The following is a 13,165-nucleotide window of genomic DNA, read 5'->3' on the forward strand; positions in this document are numbered from 1 at the left end:
AAGTAGGTTCGGGTAATGAGCATCGACAACGAATCGGCGCCGAAGTGGTTCGTCGAGGCACTTGCCGCGCCGGTGGAGACCGGCAACGTCGAGGTCGACGGCGTCTCGATCGCCTACCGCGCGTGGGGTGAGGAGGGCCGTCCCGGCATCGTGCTGGTGCACGGCGGGATGGCGCACTCGCGCTGGTGGGATCACGTCGCACCCCAGCTCGCCGAGGGCCGGCGCGTCGTCGCGCTGGACATGAGCGGGCACGGGGACAGCGGCCACCGCGACGGCTACTCCCTCGAACTGTGGGCCGCGGAGGTGCTCGCGGTGGCGCAGGCCGGCGGGATCGCCGGGCCCCCGGTGCTGGTCGGCCACAGCATGGGCGGGATCGTCTCCTTCGCGGCCTCCCATCTGTACGGCGACCGGCTGGACGGGGTGGTGATCCTCGACTCCCCGATCCGGGACCTGACGCCCGAGGAGATCGAGATGCGGGCGCAGGCCGCGCGGGAGCGCAGTGGCACGAAGGTGTATCCGACGGCGGAGGAGGCGATGGCGCGGTTCCGGCTGGTCCCGCCCCAGGAGACCGCCGAGCCGTACGTGCTCGAGCACATCGCGCGGCAGTCCATGCGGCAGGTGCCCGGGGGGTGGAGCTGGAAGTTCGACGCCCTGCGGATGACCAAGGACCGGCGCACCAGCCTCGAGAGCTTCGAGGCGAAGTGCCGCATCGCCTACTTCCGCTCGGAGAACGGCATCGTCGGTCCCGACCTGCTGGCCCGGATGCGGCCCCAGTTCGGTCCGGACGCGCTGGTGACGGATCTGCCGGTCGCGGGACATCACCCGGTCATCGACCAGCCGCTGGCGGTGGTCACCGCCGTGCGCACGGTCCTGGCGGCCTGGTCGCCGGCGTGAATCCGATCCGGCCGGTGGCGGTGAAACTGGGGAGCCAGCCGTGGCTGCCGCGGTTCGGCAAGCAGATCGTCACCGTCGACCACACCATCCAGCGGGTCACGTTCGGCCGCGTCACCCTGCTCACCCTGGCCGGCCTGCCGGAGCTCGTCCTCACGGTCCGCGGCCGCAAGAGCGGGGTCGAGCGGAGCACGCCGCTGCTGGGCGTTCCGCACGACGACGCCTGGCTCGTCGCCGGCTCGAACTGGGGGATGCCGGAGCTGCCCGGCTGGGCCCGCAATCTCGACGCCGCCGACGAGGCCCGGGTCACCTACCGCGGCCGCGAGACCGTGGTGGTACCGCGACGCTCGGAGGGCAGCGAGCGGGCGATCCACTGGGAGGTGCTGGTGGAGGTGTGGCCCAACTACGAGGTGTACGCCCGGCGCACCGAGCGGGAGATCCCGATCTACGTCCTCGCGCCGTACGAGGATTGACAGGGCTCGCCGAATCGGTCAGGGTCGGCATCGGCCCTCCGACGAGCCCGGCGTGCGGTATCTGCCCGCATTGCTAGTCTCGAACCGTGCGGGAGGCTTCGGAGTTCCACGTGCGGGCGCCCGGACCGGCCGACGCCGATGCGATCGCTCGGGTGCTGATCGTCACCTGGCGCGCCACGTACGGGCACCTTCTCCCGAGCTCCTTCTTCGACGACGACGCGCTCGAACAGCGGACGGCCATGTGGCGCTCCATGCTGAACGGACCGCGGCGGCCGCCGCGACTACGCGTTGCAGAGGCTCACGGGGAGATTGTCGGGTTCGCTTCTGCAGGCATACCGATAGACGACGAGGACCCCGTCCGAGATCTTCAGCTCTACACCCTCTATCTCCTGCCCGAACACCACGGGAGTGGTGCGGGGCAGGCACTTCTCGACGCGGTTCTGGCCGGGGACCGTGCGCAACTCTGGGTCGCCGAGGACAATCCCCGCGCGCACAGCTTCTATCGCCGCAACGGCTTCCTGCCCGACGGAGCGGAGAAGAACTACCCGGGCACGGCTCTCGTCGAAGTCAGACTCGTCCGATAACCGGCCCCCTGTGACAACCACCGCGAGCGACGGGTATCCCTGTCTGCAGCGCCGGGGCCGGGCGGAACCGCAGTCGGGGCCCGGCGGGGGCTACTTCCCCGGACCGGTCGCCGCGCCCCCTCGGAACACCCGGGAGCAAGGTCAGCGCGTCTCCGGTTCGTCGGCGTAGTAGTTGCTCTCCAAGACCACGGGCGCGACCGTTGCCGGCGTCGTGTCGCCCGCGCGCCGTCGTGCGGAGAACATCGCTCCGCGGGCCGGCACGTGTGGGGCAACCCGCGCGAGACCGGTCGGCTCGGCCATGTCGTCGTAGATCGCCTCGACGCCGCCGCGCATGAAGTAGGTCTCGTGCCAGAACCCGGTGCCGCCGGAGTCGCGCAGGAACGTGCGCCACCAGAGCCGATGCGGGTCGGAGCGGGTCCAGCGTTCCAGACTGTCCAGGTCGCGCCAGTATTGCCGCATCCCGGCGTGGGGCGGAAGCAGGGACCAGATGAAGTCCTCGTGCAGCAGCAGCCCGTCGGGCTTGTCCTTCCACGAGCGGTTGATCTGCGGTCCGAGCCCCAGCATCCGCAGCAAGCCGCGAGGACGATTCACGCGCATTCCGAGGTAGACGACGACCAGGTCCGGGTAGCCGGACAGGTCGATGGTCGAACGGTCGACACGCATGACACGGTCCTTCGTCGGCAGGTGGCCGTCGGCCTTCGTTTCGAGCAGACCCTTGAGGTTCTCCAGGTTCACGGCAAATTCCCGTCGGAGGCCGGCGGCAACCAGCGGGTCACCGAGCTTGAAGAGGCCCCTCTGCTCCATCCGCATGCGGCACGTCACCCGGGTCCCGTCGGCCGTCGTGTCGGTCAGATACGCCGCCTCGAAACTGCTCGGTCCCGAAGCCCCGGTGAAGGTGATCTTCGTGTTCGGCTCGTAGTGGACGTACTCGTTGGTCAGCTCGAGCTTGCGTCCCATGAATCTACGGACAGCGACATGCCTGGTACCTACTCCCGGCGGTCCGTCGGTGATCCGGCGTACTTCCAGCAATCCGTCTTGCCATCGGGGAGCGTTGGTCTGGTCCGCGACAAAGGTGAATACTTCGCCGATCGGGCGCGCGATGACAATGCTGTCCTCGACTTCGATCATGGCGGCCTCCTATCCGGCCTCGCACCGCCGCGCCCCCACCGGGTGTGAGTGATGGTGACCGGTCTCCGGTCCCTGAATCTACGTCTTCGGACACGGCATTCATGTCTTCGGACACGGTTTCGGTGCGTAGACCGCTCCCCTTGCTCGAGCACATATTCGATTTTCGAATGACGGCCGGTCGCTGCGGCAGCCGGCGCAACCGGCCGGGGTCGTCCTTCTCGAAAGTTGATCAGCTCACGCCATCTCGGGGACGTGCAGGTGCGCGATGGCGAGCTCGAACTCGCAGGTATCGAGCACCTCGGCGCCCGCCGCGCGAGCCACTTCGGCCCGGATGCTGTCGACGCGTTCTCTGCTGCGTTCCATCGCCTCGGCGCTGTCGAACGTCAGCGACGACACCCCGCGACCCGCGGCGCGGTCGAGCATCAGGCTGGCGCTGCAGAAGCCCTCGAGTTCCTCCATCTGGGGCAGTGCGGCCATCTTCCACATGTCCACGCCGCGGTCCATGTGGGCCGGCTCGGTCTTGACCCATGTGACGCGGCACCAGGCCCCGCGCTCGGAATGGTGGTCGCGATGCATGACAGCGATCTCCCACCGCGAGACCTCCGTGGTGCCGTGGAAGATCTCGGCGGCGGCGTCACGCAGCGTCCGCACCGGGCCCTCGCTGGCGCGTAGCGATTCCTCGTCCCGCCACGAACTGGTCGCGATGCACCGGCCCGAGCCGCGATCGATCAGCAGGGACATTCCGAGGCAGCCCTCGATGTCCGCCAGCGCGGGCATCACTGTGTCGCGTACGTGCTTGATCCCGGCGTCGATGTACGACGGATGCGCGTGAATTGTGGTGGAGCGTGCGAACATGATCGGCACCCTTCTCCTCAGGGCGGCGCCGACGCGGCGTCGCCGGTCATTCCCCCGTGCTTCACCCTGCTCCCTCAATCCGCCGGAGGCAATGGGCGGTGGCCGATTCTCTCGGCGGCCAGGAGCGGTCGCAGTCGTCGCGGGCTCGCGGGGTCTCGTGTTTTCCGAGGTGCATGCCCTCGGTGTCCACAGCAGAATGCTGCGCCGGTGTTGTGTCACCACGCCGTCGGGTGCGTCTGCGCGTTGTCCGACGGGTACGGGAGGCGCCCGTTCCATGGGTCGATGCAACGATCGGAAGGCGTTGCAAACCCGAGACGTCTCCAAGGTGCCGGAGAGCGGGTCTCCAGCAGGAGCAGAGCGGTCGTCACTACCGCTGTGGTGGGACACCCGTCCGGGTCCGGGTCCGGACGGGTCGCCGGGGGACGGGCGGTCAGCCGGCGGGCAGGTCGCGCACGTACCGGCCGGGAGCGGCGTCGAGCGCGGGATGCTGCGCACTGCCGGGTGCGTCCGGCGCGGCGGTTTCCTCCCCGCCGCGGGCGAGCACCCAGTCGGACCAGGCCTGCCACCAGCTGCCCTGCTGCCGCTCGGCGTTCTCGAGCCAGGCATCCGGGTCCGGGCCGGGTGTGCCCCCGGTCCAGTAGTGTGCCTTCGGATTGCCCGGCGGGTTGACCAGGCTGGCGATGTGCCCGGAGAAGCTGAGCGCGAATTCTGTTTCTCCACCGAGCAATTGGGTGGTGCGGTAGCAGTTGCGCCATGCGGTCAGATGGTCGGCGATGGCGCCCGAGACGAACGTGGGCACGGTGATCGACTTCAGGTCGACGGGCGTGCCCAGCACGGCGAGCCGGCCGGGCTCGACGAGCACGTTGTCACGGAAGATGTCGAGGAACTGACCGTGCAGGGCGCCGGGCAGGTTGGTGCCGTCGTCGTTCCAGGCGAGGATGTCGAAGGCCGGTGGGGTGCGACCCATGAGGTAGTTGTTGACGACGTAGTTGAACACCAGGTCGTTCGGGCGCATCCAGGTGAACGCGGACCCCATGTCGCGGGCGCTGATGATGCCCTTGCGGCGGGACCGGCCCTTGGCGAACCGGATCAGGCCGGGCCGGGCGAACGCGCCGAGCAGTGCCGGATCGCCGAAGTCCAGCATCGTCACCGCATAGGCCATGCTGTGCACTCGGGTGTCGCCCTGCGCGGCAAGGTGATTGAGCACCGTGGTGGCGATGATCCCGCCGGCGCAGAAACCGATCAGGTTCACGTCGTCGCTGCCGGTGATCTCCCGCACCTCGTCGATCACCCGGATCACCCGGCCCGCGTACGTGTCGAAGTCCCAGTCGCCCTGCTCGGCGGTGGGATTGCGCCACGACAGCAGGAAGGTCTGCAGGCCCCGGCCCACGCTGTACTCGACGAAGCTGCGTCCCGGCCGCAGGTCCAGGAAGTAGTACCGGCCGATCGGCGGGGGCACCACGAGCACCGGCCGGCGGCGGACCGTCTCCGTGGTCGGGGTGTACTGCAGCACCTCGGCGACCTCGTCGCGGGAGATCACCGCACCCGGGGTCACCGCAAGGTCCTTCCCGACGGTGAAGGCGCCGCGCTGGACCATCGACGGCATGCCCCGGTTCTCGATCAGATCGGAGACGAAGTGCTTGGTGCCGCGTGCGAGGCTGAGTCCGGCGGTGTCGAACGCCTCCTTCAGCGCCGCGGGGTTGGTCCACAGGTAGTTCGTCGGGGCCAGGGCCGCGGTGAGGATGTCGGCGGCGAACCTGGCCTCGGCCGTGCGTCGCGGGCCGATCGCGCGACCGACCTCGTCGACGACTCCGTCGACGGCCTCGGTTGCCGCCAGGTAGGTCTGCCCGAGCCGGCGGTAGGCGGGGTTCGCACTCCACGCCGAGTCGGCGAACCGGCGGTCTCCCTTCGCCGGAGCCACCGTCGACCGGCCGACGGCGATCTTCGCCAGTTCCCTGCCGAACGACACGCCGTGCCGGGCCACCGCCCGGCCGTGACCGAACACGTCGGCCAGGGCGCCGACGGCCGGCCCGAGCCTCGGTGGCGCGACGTCCTCGCCACCCCCGATCGACTCCTCGACGCTCTCACCGATCACGGTTCGTGCCTGGGCCATCATGCGCCTCCCTTCGACTCCTGGATTGTCTCACCGAATTGATGCTGTGACGTCCAACAGTATCGAATTACATTAGGCGGTAAGACATTCAGGCGGTATGTATCCATCTCGGCATGACGCGGCCGCTCGGGGGCCGGCGCCGGCGAACCGGGACGAGCGTCCGGTTCCACGCCCGCGAGCCGGAGGTGACGGTCGAGACCGCCGCGGACGAGTTCGCTCGGGTGGCGGACACCGCGCCCCCTGCGGCCGTGAGGCCGCAGCCCAGGCTCGTCGGCTCGACCAGGTCCCGGAGATGGTCGTCGATGCCGTGCATCTGCTCGAGGATGTTCCGTCGAGGAGATCGAGGTGGTGCTCGATTACGACCTGAGGCTACCGCCGTCCCGTCGCTGTCCTGACAGCCGAGTCCGGCAGCCGCGTTTCGGCCCAGCCGTGGCTTCCGGCGAGGGTCCGCTCCGTGAGACGCCCGGCTCGGGTCTCGAGCAGATTCCTCGGAAACGCGGGCGAAGCCATACCGCCAGGGGCACACTCGAGACAGGACTTCGTCTTCCCCGGTCCGGACCGGGGAAGAGGGTTGAGGGCAGGCCGTCGTCCGTGAGGAGCAGCACCCTGTTCGGGTAAGACCACACCGTCAACTACGCCACGTGCTTCTGGGCCCGCGGGAGGAGCCGCGACGCGCGTCGCCCTCCTCGTGTCGGCGCGATCGCTCGGGTTCCGCCATCTCACGGCCCGGAGCACCCAGTTGCGGCGCAGAAGACTCCGTGCCCAGGGATCGGCGCAATGCTGTCCGGCCTTGCGTCGGAGATTCGGCGGCCGTATCGAGAGATGCGACGTCGAGAAATGGCCACGGCATGCCCGGCCTGACCTGACCGCAGAAGGGGAACCGGTTCGTGTACCGACCGACGTTGCGTCGCCGCCGCCCGCGGTGCCGTGCCCGACCGGCGCCTTCCTCACGGCCCGGTCCGTTGACCGCGAACGATCTCGTCCTGCGAGGCACCACTGCCGCCGATCTCGACGCCACAGCGCAACTGCACATCGAGCAGCTGCCTGTCGGGTTCTTCCCCGCTCTGGGGCCGCGTTTCATGCGTCGCTGGCACAGGACATTCCTCGACTCACCGCATGCAGTGGCGTTCGTCGCGGTGCGTCGGTGCGACTCCGGCGAGGACGTGTGCGCCTTCCTGTTCGGATCGACCGACGAATCGGCACACATGCGGGCGGTGCTGGCCGACCGCCGCTGCATGCTGGCCCTGGCGTCGACCGCAGCCTTGTCGCTGCTGCATCACCCACCACTGGCGGTGCGGTTCCTGCGCACACGGGCGGGGCCGTGGACCCGACGCCTTCTTCGCACGATCACCTTACGGCCTGCCGCGCACTCGGCCCAGATCGATCCCGTGCCGGTAGCTCTGCTGGCCGCGGTCGCCGTCCGGCCGCCGCTGCGGGGTAGCGGCGTCGGTGCGTGCCTGGTCGAGCTGTTTCTCACCCATGCGCACGAGCGGGGCGCTGCAACAGCCGAGCTGCTCACCAGCGCCGGCCCGGACGGCGCCGGCGCGTTCTACGAACACCTGGGATGGAGCCCGGTGCGCGAACACCTCACCCGCGACGGCGTCGCCGTACGCAGCTATCGCCACCCCGTCGTGCCTCCGGCCTGCCCCGGCAGTTTCTGCGACCGGTGCGGGACAGATCCCTGATGAATCTGACCCGGCGTCAGCTGTTGACGTTGCTGACCGCGGGCTCGGCCGCCGCCGTGGCATCGTGCGCCGTCGAGTCGACCCCGTCCGAACCTGCGCACCCGGCAACCACGCCGACACCGCAGCAACCTCACCCTGGTCCCGGAGCCGGCCCACTTCGTTCTCCGTTGTCCGCCGACGCGAGTCGCTGGCGGCCGGCCCCAGGCGAAGTGTCCCCGGAGATCAAGCGCACCGCGGCGGCGTTTCTGGAAACCGCCGGCAACTGGAGCGACGACGGGACGGCCGTCGACAACCTCGTCCGGGCCGGCGCGTCACCGGCGGCGGCAGCGACCGCGTCCGTCCTCCAACCGTCCACCGCCCGCGTCGGGGAACTGACCGTGGTCTATCCGCAGTACGGTGGGCTGGCCCGCGACACCGCGGCGGTGATCGCCTTGGTCGGTCAGAACCTGCGCACCGTCTCGGGGCCCTGGATCCGAGAACTCGTCGTGGACGTGCGGCTGGCCCGAGAACCCGGCGGCAACTGGACCGTCGAGCGACTCGTCCCACCGACCTCGCTGGGTTCGCCGCTGCCGTTGACCGACACGGCCGCAGCGGTGCTCGCCGACCCGAAGATCGTCCTGCCGGACCCCGCCCGGAGCGACGTCCGCACCGGCAGGATCGACACCCAGCTGCTGGCGATACTTCACGCACTGTCCCGGGAGTTCACCCTGACGATCCAGGTGATGCATACCGGCCACATCCAGACGGTGTTTCCGACCGCGCGGGTGTCCAACCACGCCGTCGGACGAGCCGTGGACATCCGCGAGATCGACGGTCGGCCGGTGGTCGCCCCGGCCGGTGACGATCGACCGCTTCGGCTGATGCGGCGAGCCGCCGAGTTGGGGGCCACCGAGGTCGGTGGACCTGTCGACCTCAACGGAGTACGCAAGGGCTTCTTCTCCGACCGCGTCCACCACGATCACATCCACCTCGGTATCACCCCCGGCGACCCGCCGGCGCACCTGCGGTAGGGTGCTCGTCCCTGCAGGAGCTGCACCAGGTCACCGCATCGGGCATCCACAACAGCGGCTTCTGCTTTGCCCGCAGATGGTGGTAGGTCGGACCGTCGTTCCATCGCCGAAGCACGCCAGGCGCGCACCCGGGTCGAAGCAGCCGCTCGCGCGCAGGAGCAGGCTGCGCGGGCGGCGGTGGTGCATCTGCGCCGCCCTGGGCTGTCGGTGCGGGATATCGCAGTGATCCTCGGTGTCAGTCCGCAACGGGATTCGCAGCTCGACCGTGAGGCGGTCCGAAAAGCGAGTTTCTCGCTTTCATGTCGGTGCGAGGGAGCCATGGGCCGTATGGTCCTGGGCGCTCGTCGTATCGGACGGTGCGGCTGTCGCCAGCGGCAGGGAGGTGGTCGACCGGAAGGCCGAAACGATGCCGCGTCGGGCCGGTGCGATTATCGTCGGCACTCGATGGACACCGTCTGGGACGAACACGCGGTGCGGGCGCTGCGTGCCGCTCTGCACACGAGTACCGACACGGTCCTCGATCTGGTGCGGGGACGACCCGCCGATGCGGTCTTGCAGTTGATCGGAGACGCGCTCGTCGCGGCCGTCGACGATCGGCTGCCCGGAGCGCGGGAGGTGGCCGCCCGGTGCGCCGCGGCGCTGCACGTGCGTGGCTGGACCGGAGACGCGGAGCTCGCCGACCAGCTCGAGGCCGCACTGGCCCGGGCCACTCCGATGCTCCGGCCACTGGCGGTCGATCTCGACGAGCTGTCCTCGCTGCTCGAAGGCGATGTCGTCTACGGCGGCGGCCGTCTCGACCTCGAGACCGGGCAGACGTGGCCGGCCATGGTCATCGACGAGATGTCCGACGACGACGCGGACGGCGACCCCGACCGCTGGTTGTTCGTCGAGTGCGTCGGATCGCGCCCCGGTTACCGCGACATGGAGGTGTTCCTCGACTCGGTGGCCGATCCCGCCCTGGCCGAGCAGCTGCGCATCGCGCTCGGTGGGCGAGGCGCTTTCCGCCGCTTCAAGGACGCGCTCTCGCAGTCGCCCAACGAGTTTCACCGGTATCGGCTGTTCTCGGACGAACGCAGAGCTGGTCGCGCCCGCGCATGGCTCACAGACCAGGGGTATCGGGTACGTCCCCGCCATATCGGATAGGTACCGGGCTCGCGGAGCACGAGACGGGCCCGGAGTCGAGTCCTCTGACAGCGTGCTCGTCGGCGATCTGCGTCATTTCCTCGAGCTGCCGGACGAGGCTCCCGGCCCAGCGCGCCGTCTCGCCGAGCAGTCGGGTGCGCCGGTGCGGGCCGCCACCGCCGGGAATCGGGGTCCGCTGGGTCAGTGCGCTGCCGTGCCGAGGAGCCCGGTGCACCACCTCCGGATCCCGGACGAGGTGGCCACGACACTGTGGAGCTCATGCTGCTCGATACCAACTGCGAACGGGCCGTCTTCCGCGCGTACGTCCGCGGCATAACGACGCGCCACCCGACGATCGTCGAACGACGCGCCCCCTGGCGCGCCGACGTCGGACCGGGATGGACCCGGCCTGCCCGTCGCGCGGCTTCGGTATACGGCGACACCGGATAAAGTGTTTGACTGCAGAGCATTACAGCACTTTTCCTATCGTCCTTCTGGGGCCGGTTGAGCGTAACCCGGAAAACGTCCACCACCGTTCGTCCGGGCCGGCGGCCGAGCTCAACCACACCGGCACGCCCCCGCGCCGTCGGCGGCGTGCACGGGTAAGCGCTGTTCATCCGGAAGAGAACCGATTTGCGTTCCATCTCAACGGGTTTGGTGTATCGCCCGGATGCGGTCGGTCAGTACACCTCACGGACGTTCACCGAGGCACGGACCGAATCGGGCATCGCCGGCTCGATCGGTGGCGTCGGGGACGCCCTCGACAACGCGATGAGGGAACCGACCGTAGGGCTCTACAAGATCGAATTGATCCGCCGGGACCGATTGTGGTCCGTGCGGACGCAAGCGGAGAAGTGGAGACGGAAACCGCGGAGCGGGTGCGCTGGTCAACGCGGACCGGCTGCATTCGTCGATCGGATACCGCTCGCCGATCGACTACGAGACACGCTCTCGCGAACCCCGTCCCACCGCCGCCTCAGGCCTCGAGGTGGCCTGAACGAGGTCTCCACTCGATCCAGGCCGGTTCATCGTGCCGTCGGCAGCTACTTCTCACGGGCCTGAGTGCGACGGGCTACCTCAGGCGCCGGCGCTCGGCCCGCGGAGGTATCTGCCGAGGTAACTCTCGTCGAGGGCGAGTGCTTTGGTGATCGTCGCGGCACCCACGATCACCATCGACAGCGCGAACAGCCAGCTGATCGAGGTGAACACCACCCCCAGGGGACCGAACTTCGTCTCTGCTGTGGCTGTAAGCTTCGGCAGCACGATCCGACCTGCGGCACGGACCACCGTGAGGCCTGACGCGGTGAGCATCCCGGTGGCCCACAGCACGCGACCGGACAACGCGCCCCTGGTGAGCAGATACGGGCACACGGTCCACACGACCGCCCACACCGCCAGTTCGCCGAGGATCGCCAGCGACCTGCCGACGAAGTGCGGACCGGACACCTGCCGTATCACGCCGATCAGCGCAGCCGACGCAGCGACCAAGAGGAGGACCACCAGCCACCGCCAGGCATCGCGGGCGCTGATCGGCGGCACGTTCCAGATCTTTCCGTAGATCCGTGCCAGGGTCCGGGTGAATGATGTGCCGCTGATGGCGACCAGCAGCAATCCGAGGACACCGAATGCCGCGAAGGTCGGGTCGGTGGCGTCGTATTCGCTGGTCCAGGCCGACAGGTCGGTCGAGTCGATACCGAGTTGTTCCTCGATTGCGTGGGTGGCCAGATCCCAGTCACTGAAGATCGAGGCGGCTATGATCAGCGGCAGTACCGAGGTGAAGATCTTGGCTGCGAGGCTCATCGATCGGTCGGCGAGCTCGATGTCGATGAGTCCGTCGATGACACGCCGGACCGTCCGTCCCGGTGGTGTTCCCTGCAACCAGCCGTTCGCGGATTCGGTACGCGCGGCGAGGGCTTCTCGGCCCAAGGCGACTGACAGTTTGGTTGGACGCACAGAGTCGACTCAACTCCACGATCAGGCGTTTGTCACCGCATCACCCGGCTCGGACTCCGGGATCCGAAACCGGGGTGGTGTGAGGCGGCGTGCCACCTCCCGCAGTCGAATCGACGCCCACCCAGGGTCGATCTCGGGCGCCTGCATCCCCGGACCGGCGACCCGGTCCCGCCGGCCGGCGGGACCGGGTCGTCGCGGCGGTGACCCCGTCTCGTCGCGGCGGCAGTCTGCGACACCGGGCACGTCACCGACGGCGATCTCCTTGTTCGCAGGCGTGACGCCGTGGGCCTGCGGGGCGGATAATGGCGGCGGGTGATCGGTGCTGGGCCGAGTCGAGGGCGGTCGGCATGCAGTGGCAGCAGCGTTGGGCGGTCGAGGGTGTACAGACCGGGGTTCTCATCGTGCGGTCTCTGGTCGCGGAGGCGCTCGAGGAGGTCCCCGCGGGAGTCGCACTGCGCGATGTTGCGCTGACCGACGATCTTCGGTGCCGCTACGAGCGTGCCCGCCGGCTGTTGGCCCGTGCGGTGGCCGAGGCGCGGGCGCTCGGTGTGGTGGTGGCCCCGGTAGCCGAACTCGACCCGGACCGGCTTTTTCGGGCGCTGCGACCGGATGAGTCGGGAACGAATTAGAGCACCCGCCGGTCGGCCGGAGCCGACGGCGGCGCCCGTGCCGAGCCGGGCGGCGAGCAGCGCACCCGTGGGACCACCGGCGCCGGAAGGAGGCCGAGGGCTGGTCTTCCCTAGCGCATGCCGATCACCGTGGAGCGGTGGTCCGTCGGTGGCATCCGGGCGGCCGGACGTCTGGAGTCCGACGGCGATGAGTTCGGCCGTGGTTTCAGTCTGTATCCACACCCGATCACCCGCTCTCGAGGAGAGCATCAGGACCGCTACCTCCACCTTCGACGTCTTTTCCAGCCCGGACGGCTACGGCTCCCACCGCGGCTGCTGGAGTAAGCAGGGCCCCGCGCTGCTCGACCACCGCCTCGCCCTGTACGACGCGGAGCGGCCGGATGGTCCTCGGAGCCACTACCTATCGGCAATTCGTGCGACTGCCGGCCTCGAGGACCGAGGAGTCCGGCGCGAACGACTCATGGGTCACCCGGATGAGGAGCATGCCGCACGGTGTGTCGACCACACTGGAAGGGGCCCTCGACTGGCCGAACGCGACCGTCGTGAGCGGTGACGCCGTCGACGTCGTCGCGCGGCTCGAGGAGGAGACGATCGGTGCCGTCTTCTGCCGTTGGTGGAGGCGATCGGCACGCCGCTGCCGTATCGGCTGTGAGAACCCGGATCTCGGGCTGAAAGGCCACACCGACGGCTGGTCGTCCTGTGGTGAAGCTTCCTCGGACCCA

Annotated in this window: 12 protein-coding genes and 2 pseudogenes; 9 read left to right on the forward strand and 5 right to left on the reverse strand. The window is 69.1% G+C overall.

Going from position 1 to position 13,165, the window contains the following annotated elements; all coding sequences use genetic code 11:
- Positions 1-15: 15 nt before the first annotated feature.
- The 3 genes from JYA75_RS08475 (at position 16) to JYA75_RS08485 (ending at position 1,948) form a co-directional block, all read left to right on the forward strand.
- Positions 16-894: an alpha/beta hydrolase gene (locus JYA75_RS08475; protein WP_029546187.1), complete on the forward strand. Its 879-nt coding sequence runs from the start codon at positions 16-18 to the stop codon at positions 892-894.
- A 14-nt stretch (positions 895-908) separates the two neighbouring features.
- Positions 909-1,364 (forward strand): nitroreductase/quinone reductase family protein, encoded by a 456-nt coding sequence (locus tag JYA75_RS08480; RefSeq protein ID WP_231772428.1) that lies wholly within the window; start codon positions 909-911, stop codon positions 1,362-1,364.
- 86 nt (positions 1,365-1,450) lie between these two features.
- Entirely contained in the window at positions 1,451-1,948 is a 498-nt protein-coding gene (locus JYA75_RS08485; RefSeq protein ID WP_231385953.1) for a GNAT family N-acetyltransferase, read from the forward strand.
- A gap of 141 nt (positions 1,949-2,089) precedes the next feature.
- On the opposite strand, the gene JYA75_RS29170 is transcribed toward JYA75_RS08485, so the two are convergent.
- The 4 genes from JYA75_RS29170 to JYA75_RS08510 form a co-directional block, all read right to left on the reverse strand.
- The gene (locus JYA75_RS29170; RefSeq protein ID WP_312026487.1) at positions 2,090-3,076 is read right to left on the reverse strand and encodes a DUF4188 domain-containing protein; all 987 of its coding nucleotides are present in this window, start codon (positions 3,074-3,076) and stop codon (positions 2,090-2,092) included.
- Between the two features lie 234 nt (positions 3,077-3,310).
- Entirely contained in the window at positions 3,311-3,940 is a 630-nt protein-coding gene (locus JYA75_RS08500) for an antibiotic biosynthesis monooxygenase (protein ID WP_006941464.1), read from the reverse strand.
- A gap of 421 nt (positions 3,941-4,361) precedes the next feature.
- Positions 4,362-6,044, reverse strand: a complete 1,683-nt coding sequence (locus tag JYA75_RS08505) for an alpha/beta fold hydrolase (protein WP_203329871.1) — start codon at positions 6,042-6,044, stop codon at positions 4,362-4,364.
- 88 nt (positions 6,045-6,132) lie between these two features.
- Complete coding sequence (locus JYA75_RS08510) at positions 6,133-6,357, reverse strand: hypothetical protein (protein ID WP_185713108.1); 225 nt, start codon at positions 6,355-6,357, stop codon at positions 6,133-6,135.
- Between the two features lie 649 nt (positions 6,358-7,006).
- Here JYA75_RS08510 and JYA75_RS08515 point away from each other — a divergent pair.
- The 4 genes and pseudogenes from JYA75_RS08515 to JYA75_RS28735 form a co-directional block, all read left to right on the forward strand.
- A complete protein-coding gene (locus JYA75_RS08515) occupies positions 7,007-7,729 on the forward strand; it encodes a GNAT family N-acetyltransferase (RefSeq protein ID WP_185713107.1) in 723 nt (240 codons plus the stop codon).
- Positions 7,730-7,938: 209 nt separating this feature from the next.
- Positions 7,939-8,739: an extensin family protein gene (locus JYA75_RS08520; RefSeq protein ID WP_239010548.1), complete on the forward strand. Its 801-nt coding sequence runs from the start codon at positions 7,939-7,941 to the stop codon at positions 8,737-8,739.
- Positions 8,740-9,183: 444 nt separating this feature from the next.
- Positions 9,184-9,882 carry a UPF0158 family protein gene (locus JYA75_RS08525; protein ID WP_185713105.1) on the forward strand — a complete coding sequence of 233 codons (699 nt, stop codon included), beginning with the start codon at positions 9,184-9,186 and terminating at the stop codon, positions 9,880-9,882.
- Between the two features lie 585 nt (positions 9,883-10,467).
- Positions 10,468-10,858 (forward strand): annotated as a pseudogene (locus JYA75_RS28735) (IS3 family transposase); the annotation flags it as partial.
- Positions 10,859-10,938: 80 nt separating this feature from the next.
- Here the strand turns inward: JYA75_RS28735 and JYA75_RS08530 are convergent.
- On the reverse strand, positions 10,939-11,814 hold the full coding sequence (locus JYA75_RS08530) for a hypothetical protein (RefSeq protein WP_072636296.1): 876 nt from the start codon (positions 11,812-11,814) through the stop codon (positions 10,939-10,941).
- A gap of 347 nt (positions 11,815-12,161) precedes the next feature.
- Between JYA75_RS08530 and JYA75_RS08535 the strand changes: the two genes are divergently transcribed.
- A complete protein-coding gene (locus JYA75_RS08535; protein ID WP_006941479.1) occupies positions 12,162-12,443 on the forward strand; it encodes a hypothetical protein in 282 nt (93 codons plus the stop codon).
- Between the two features lie 187 nt (positions 12,444-12,630).
- Positions 12,631-13,033 (forward strand): annotated as a pseudogene (locus tag JYA75_RS28740) (deaminase); the annotation flags it as partial.
- Positions 13,034-13,165: the final 132 nt, after the last annotated feature.

The sequence above is a fragment of the Rhodococcus sp. PSBB066 genome (genome assembly GCF_017068255.1).
Classification (GTDB): Bacteria; Actinomycetota; Actinomycetes; order Mycobacteriales; family Mycobacteriaceae; genus Rhodococcus; species Rhodococcus aetherivorans.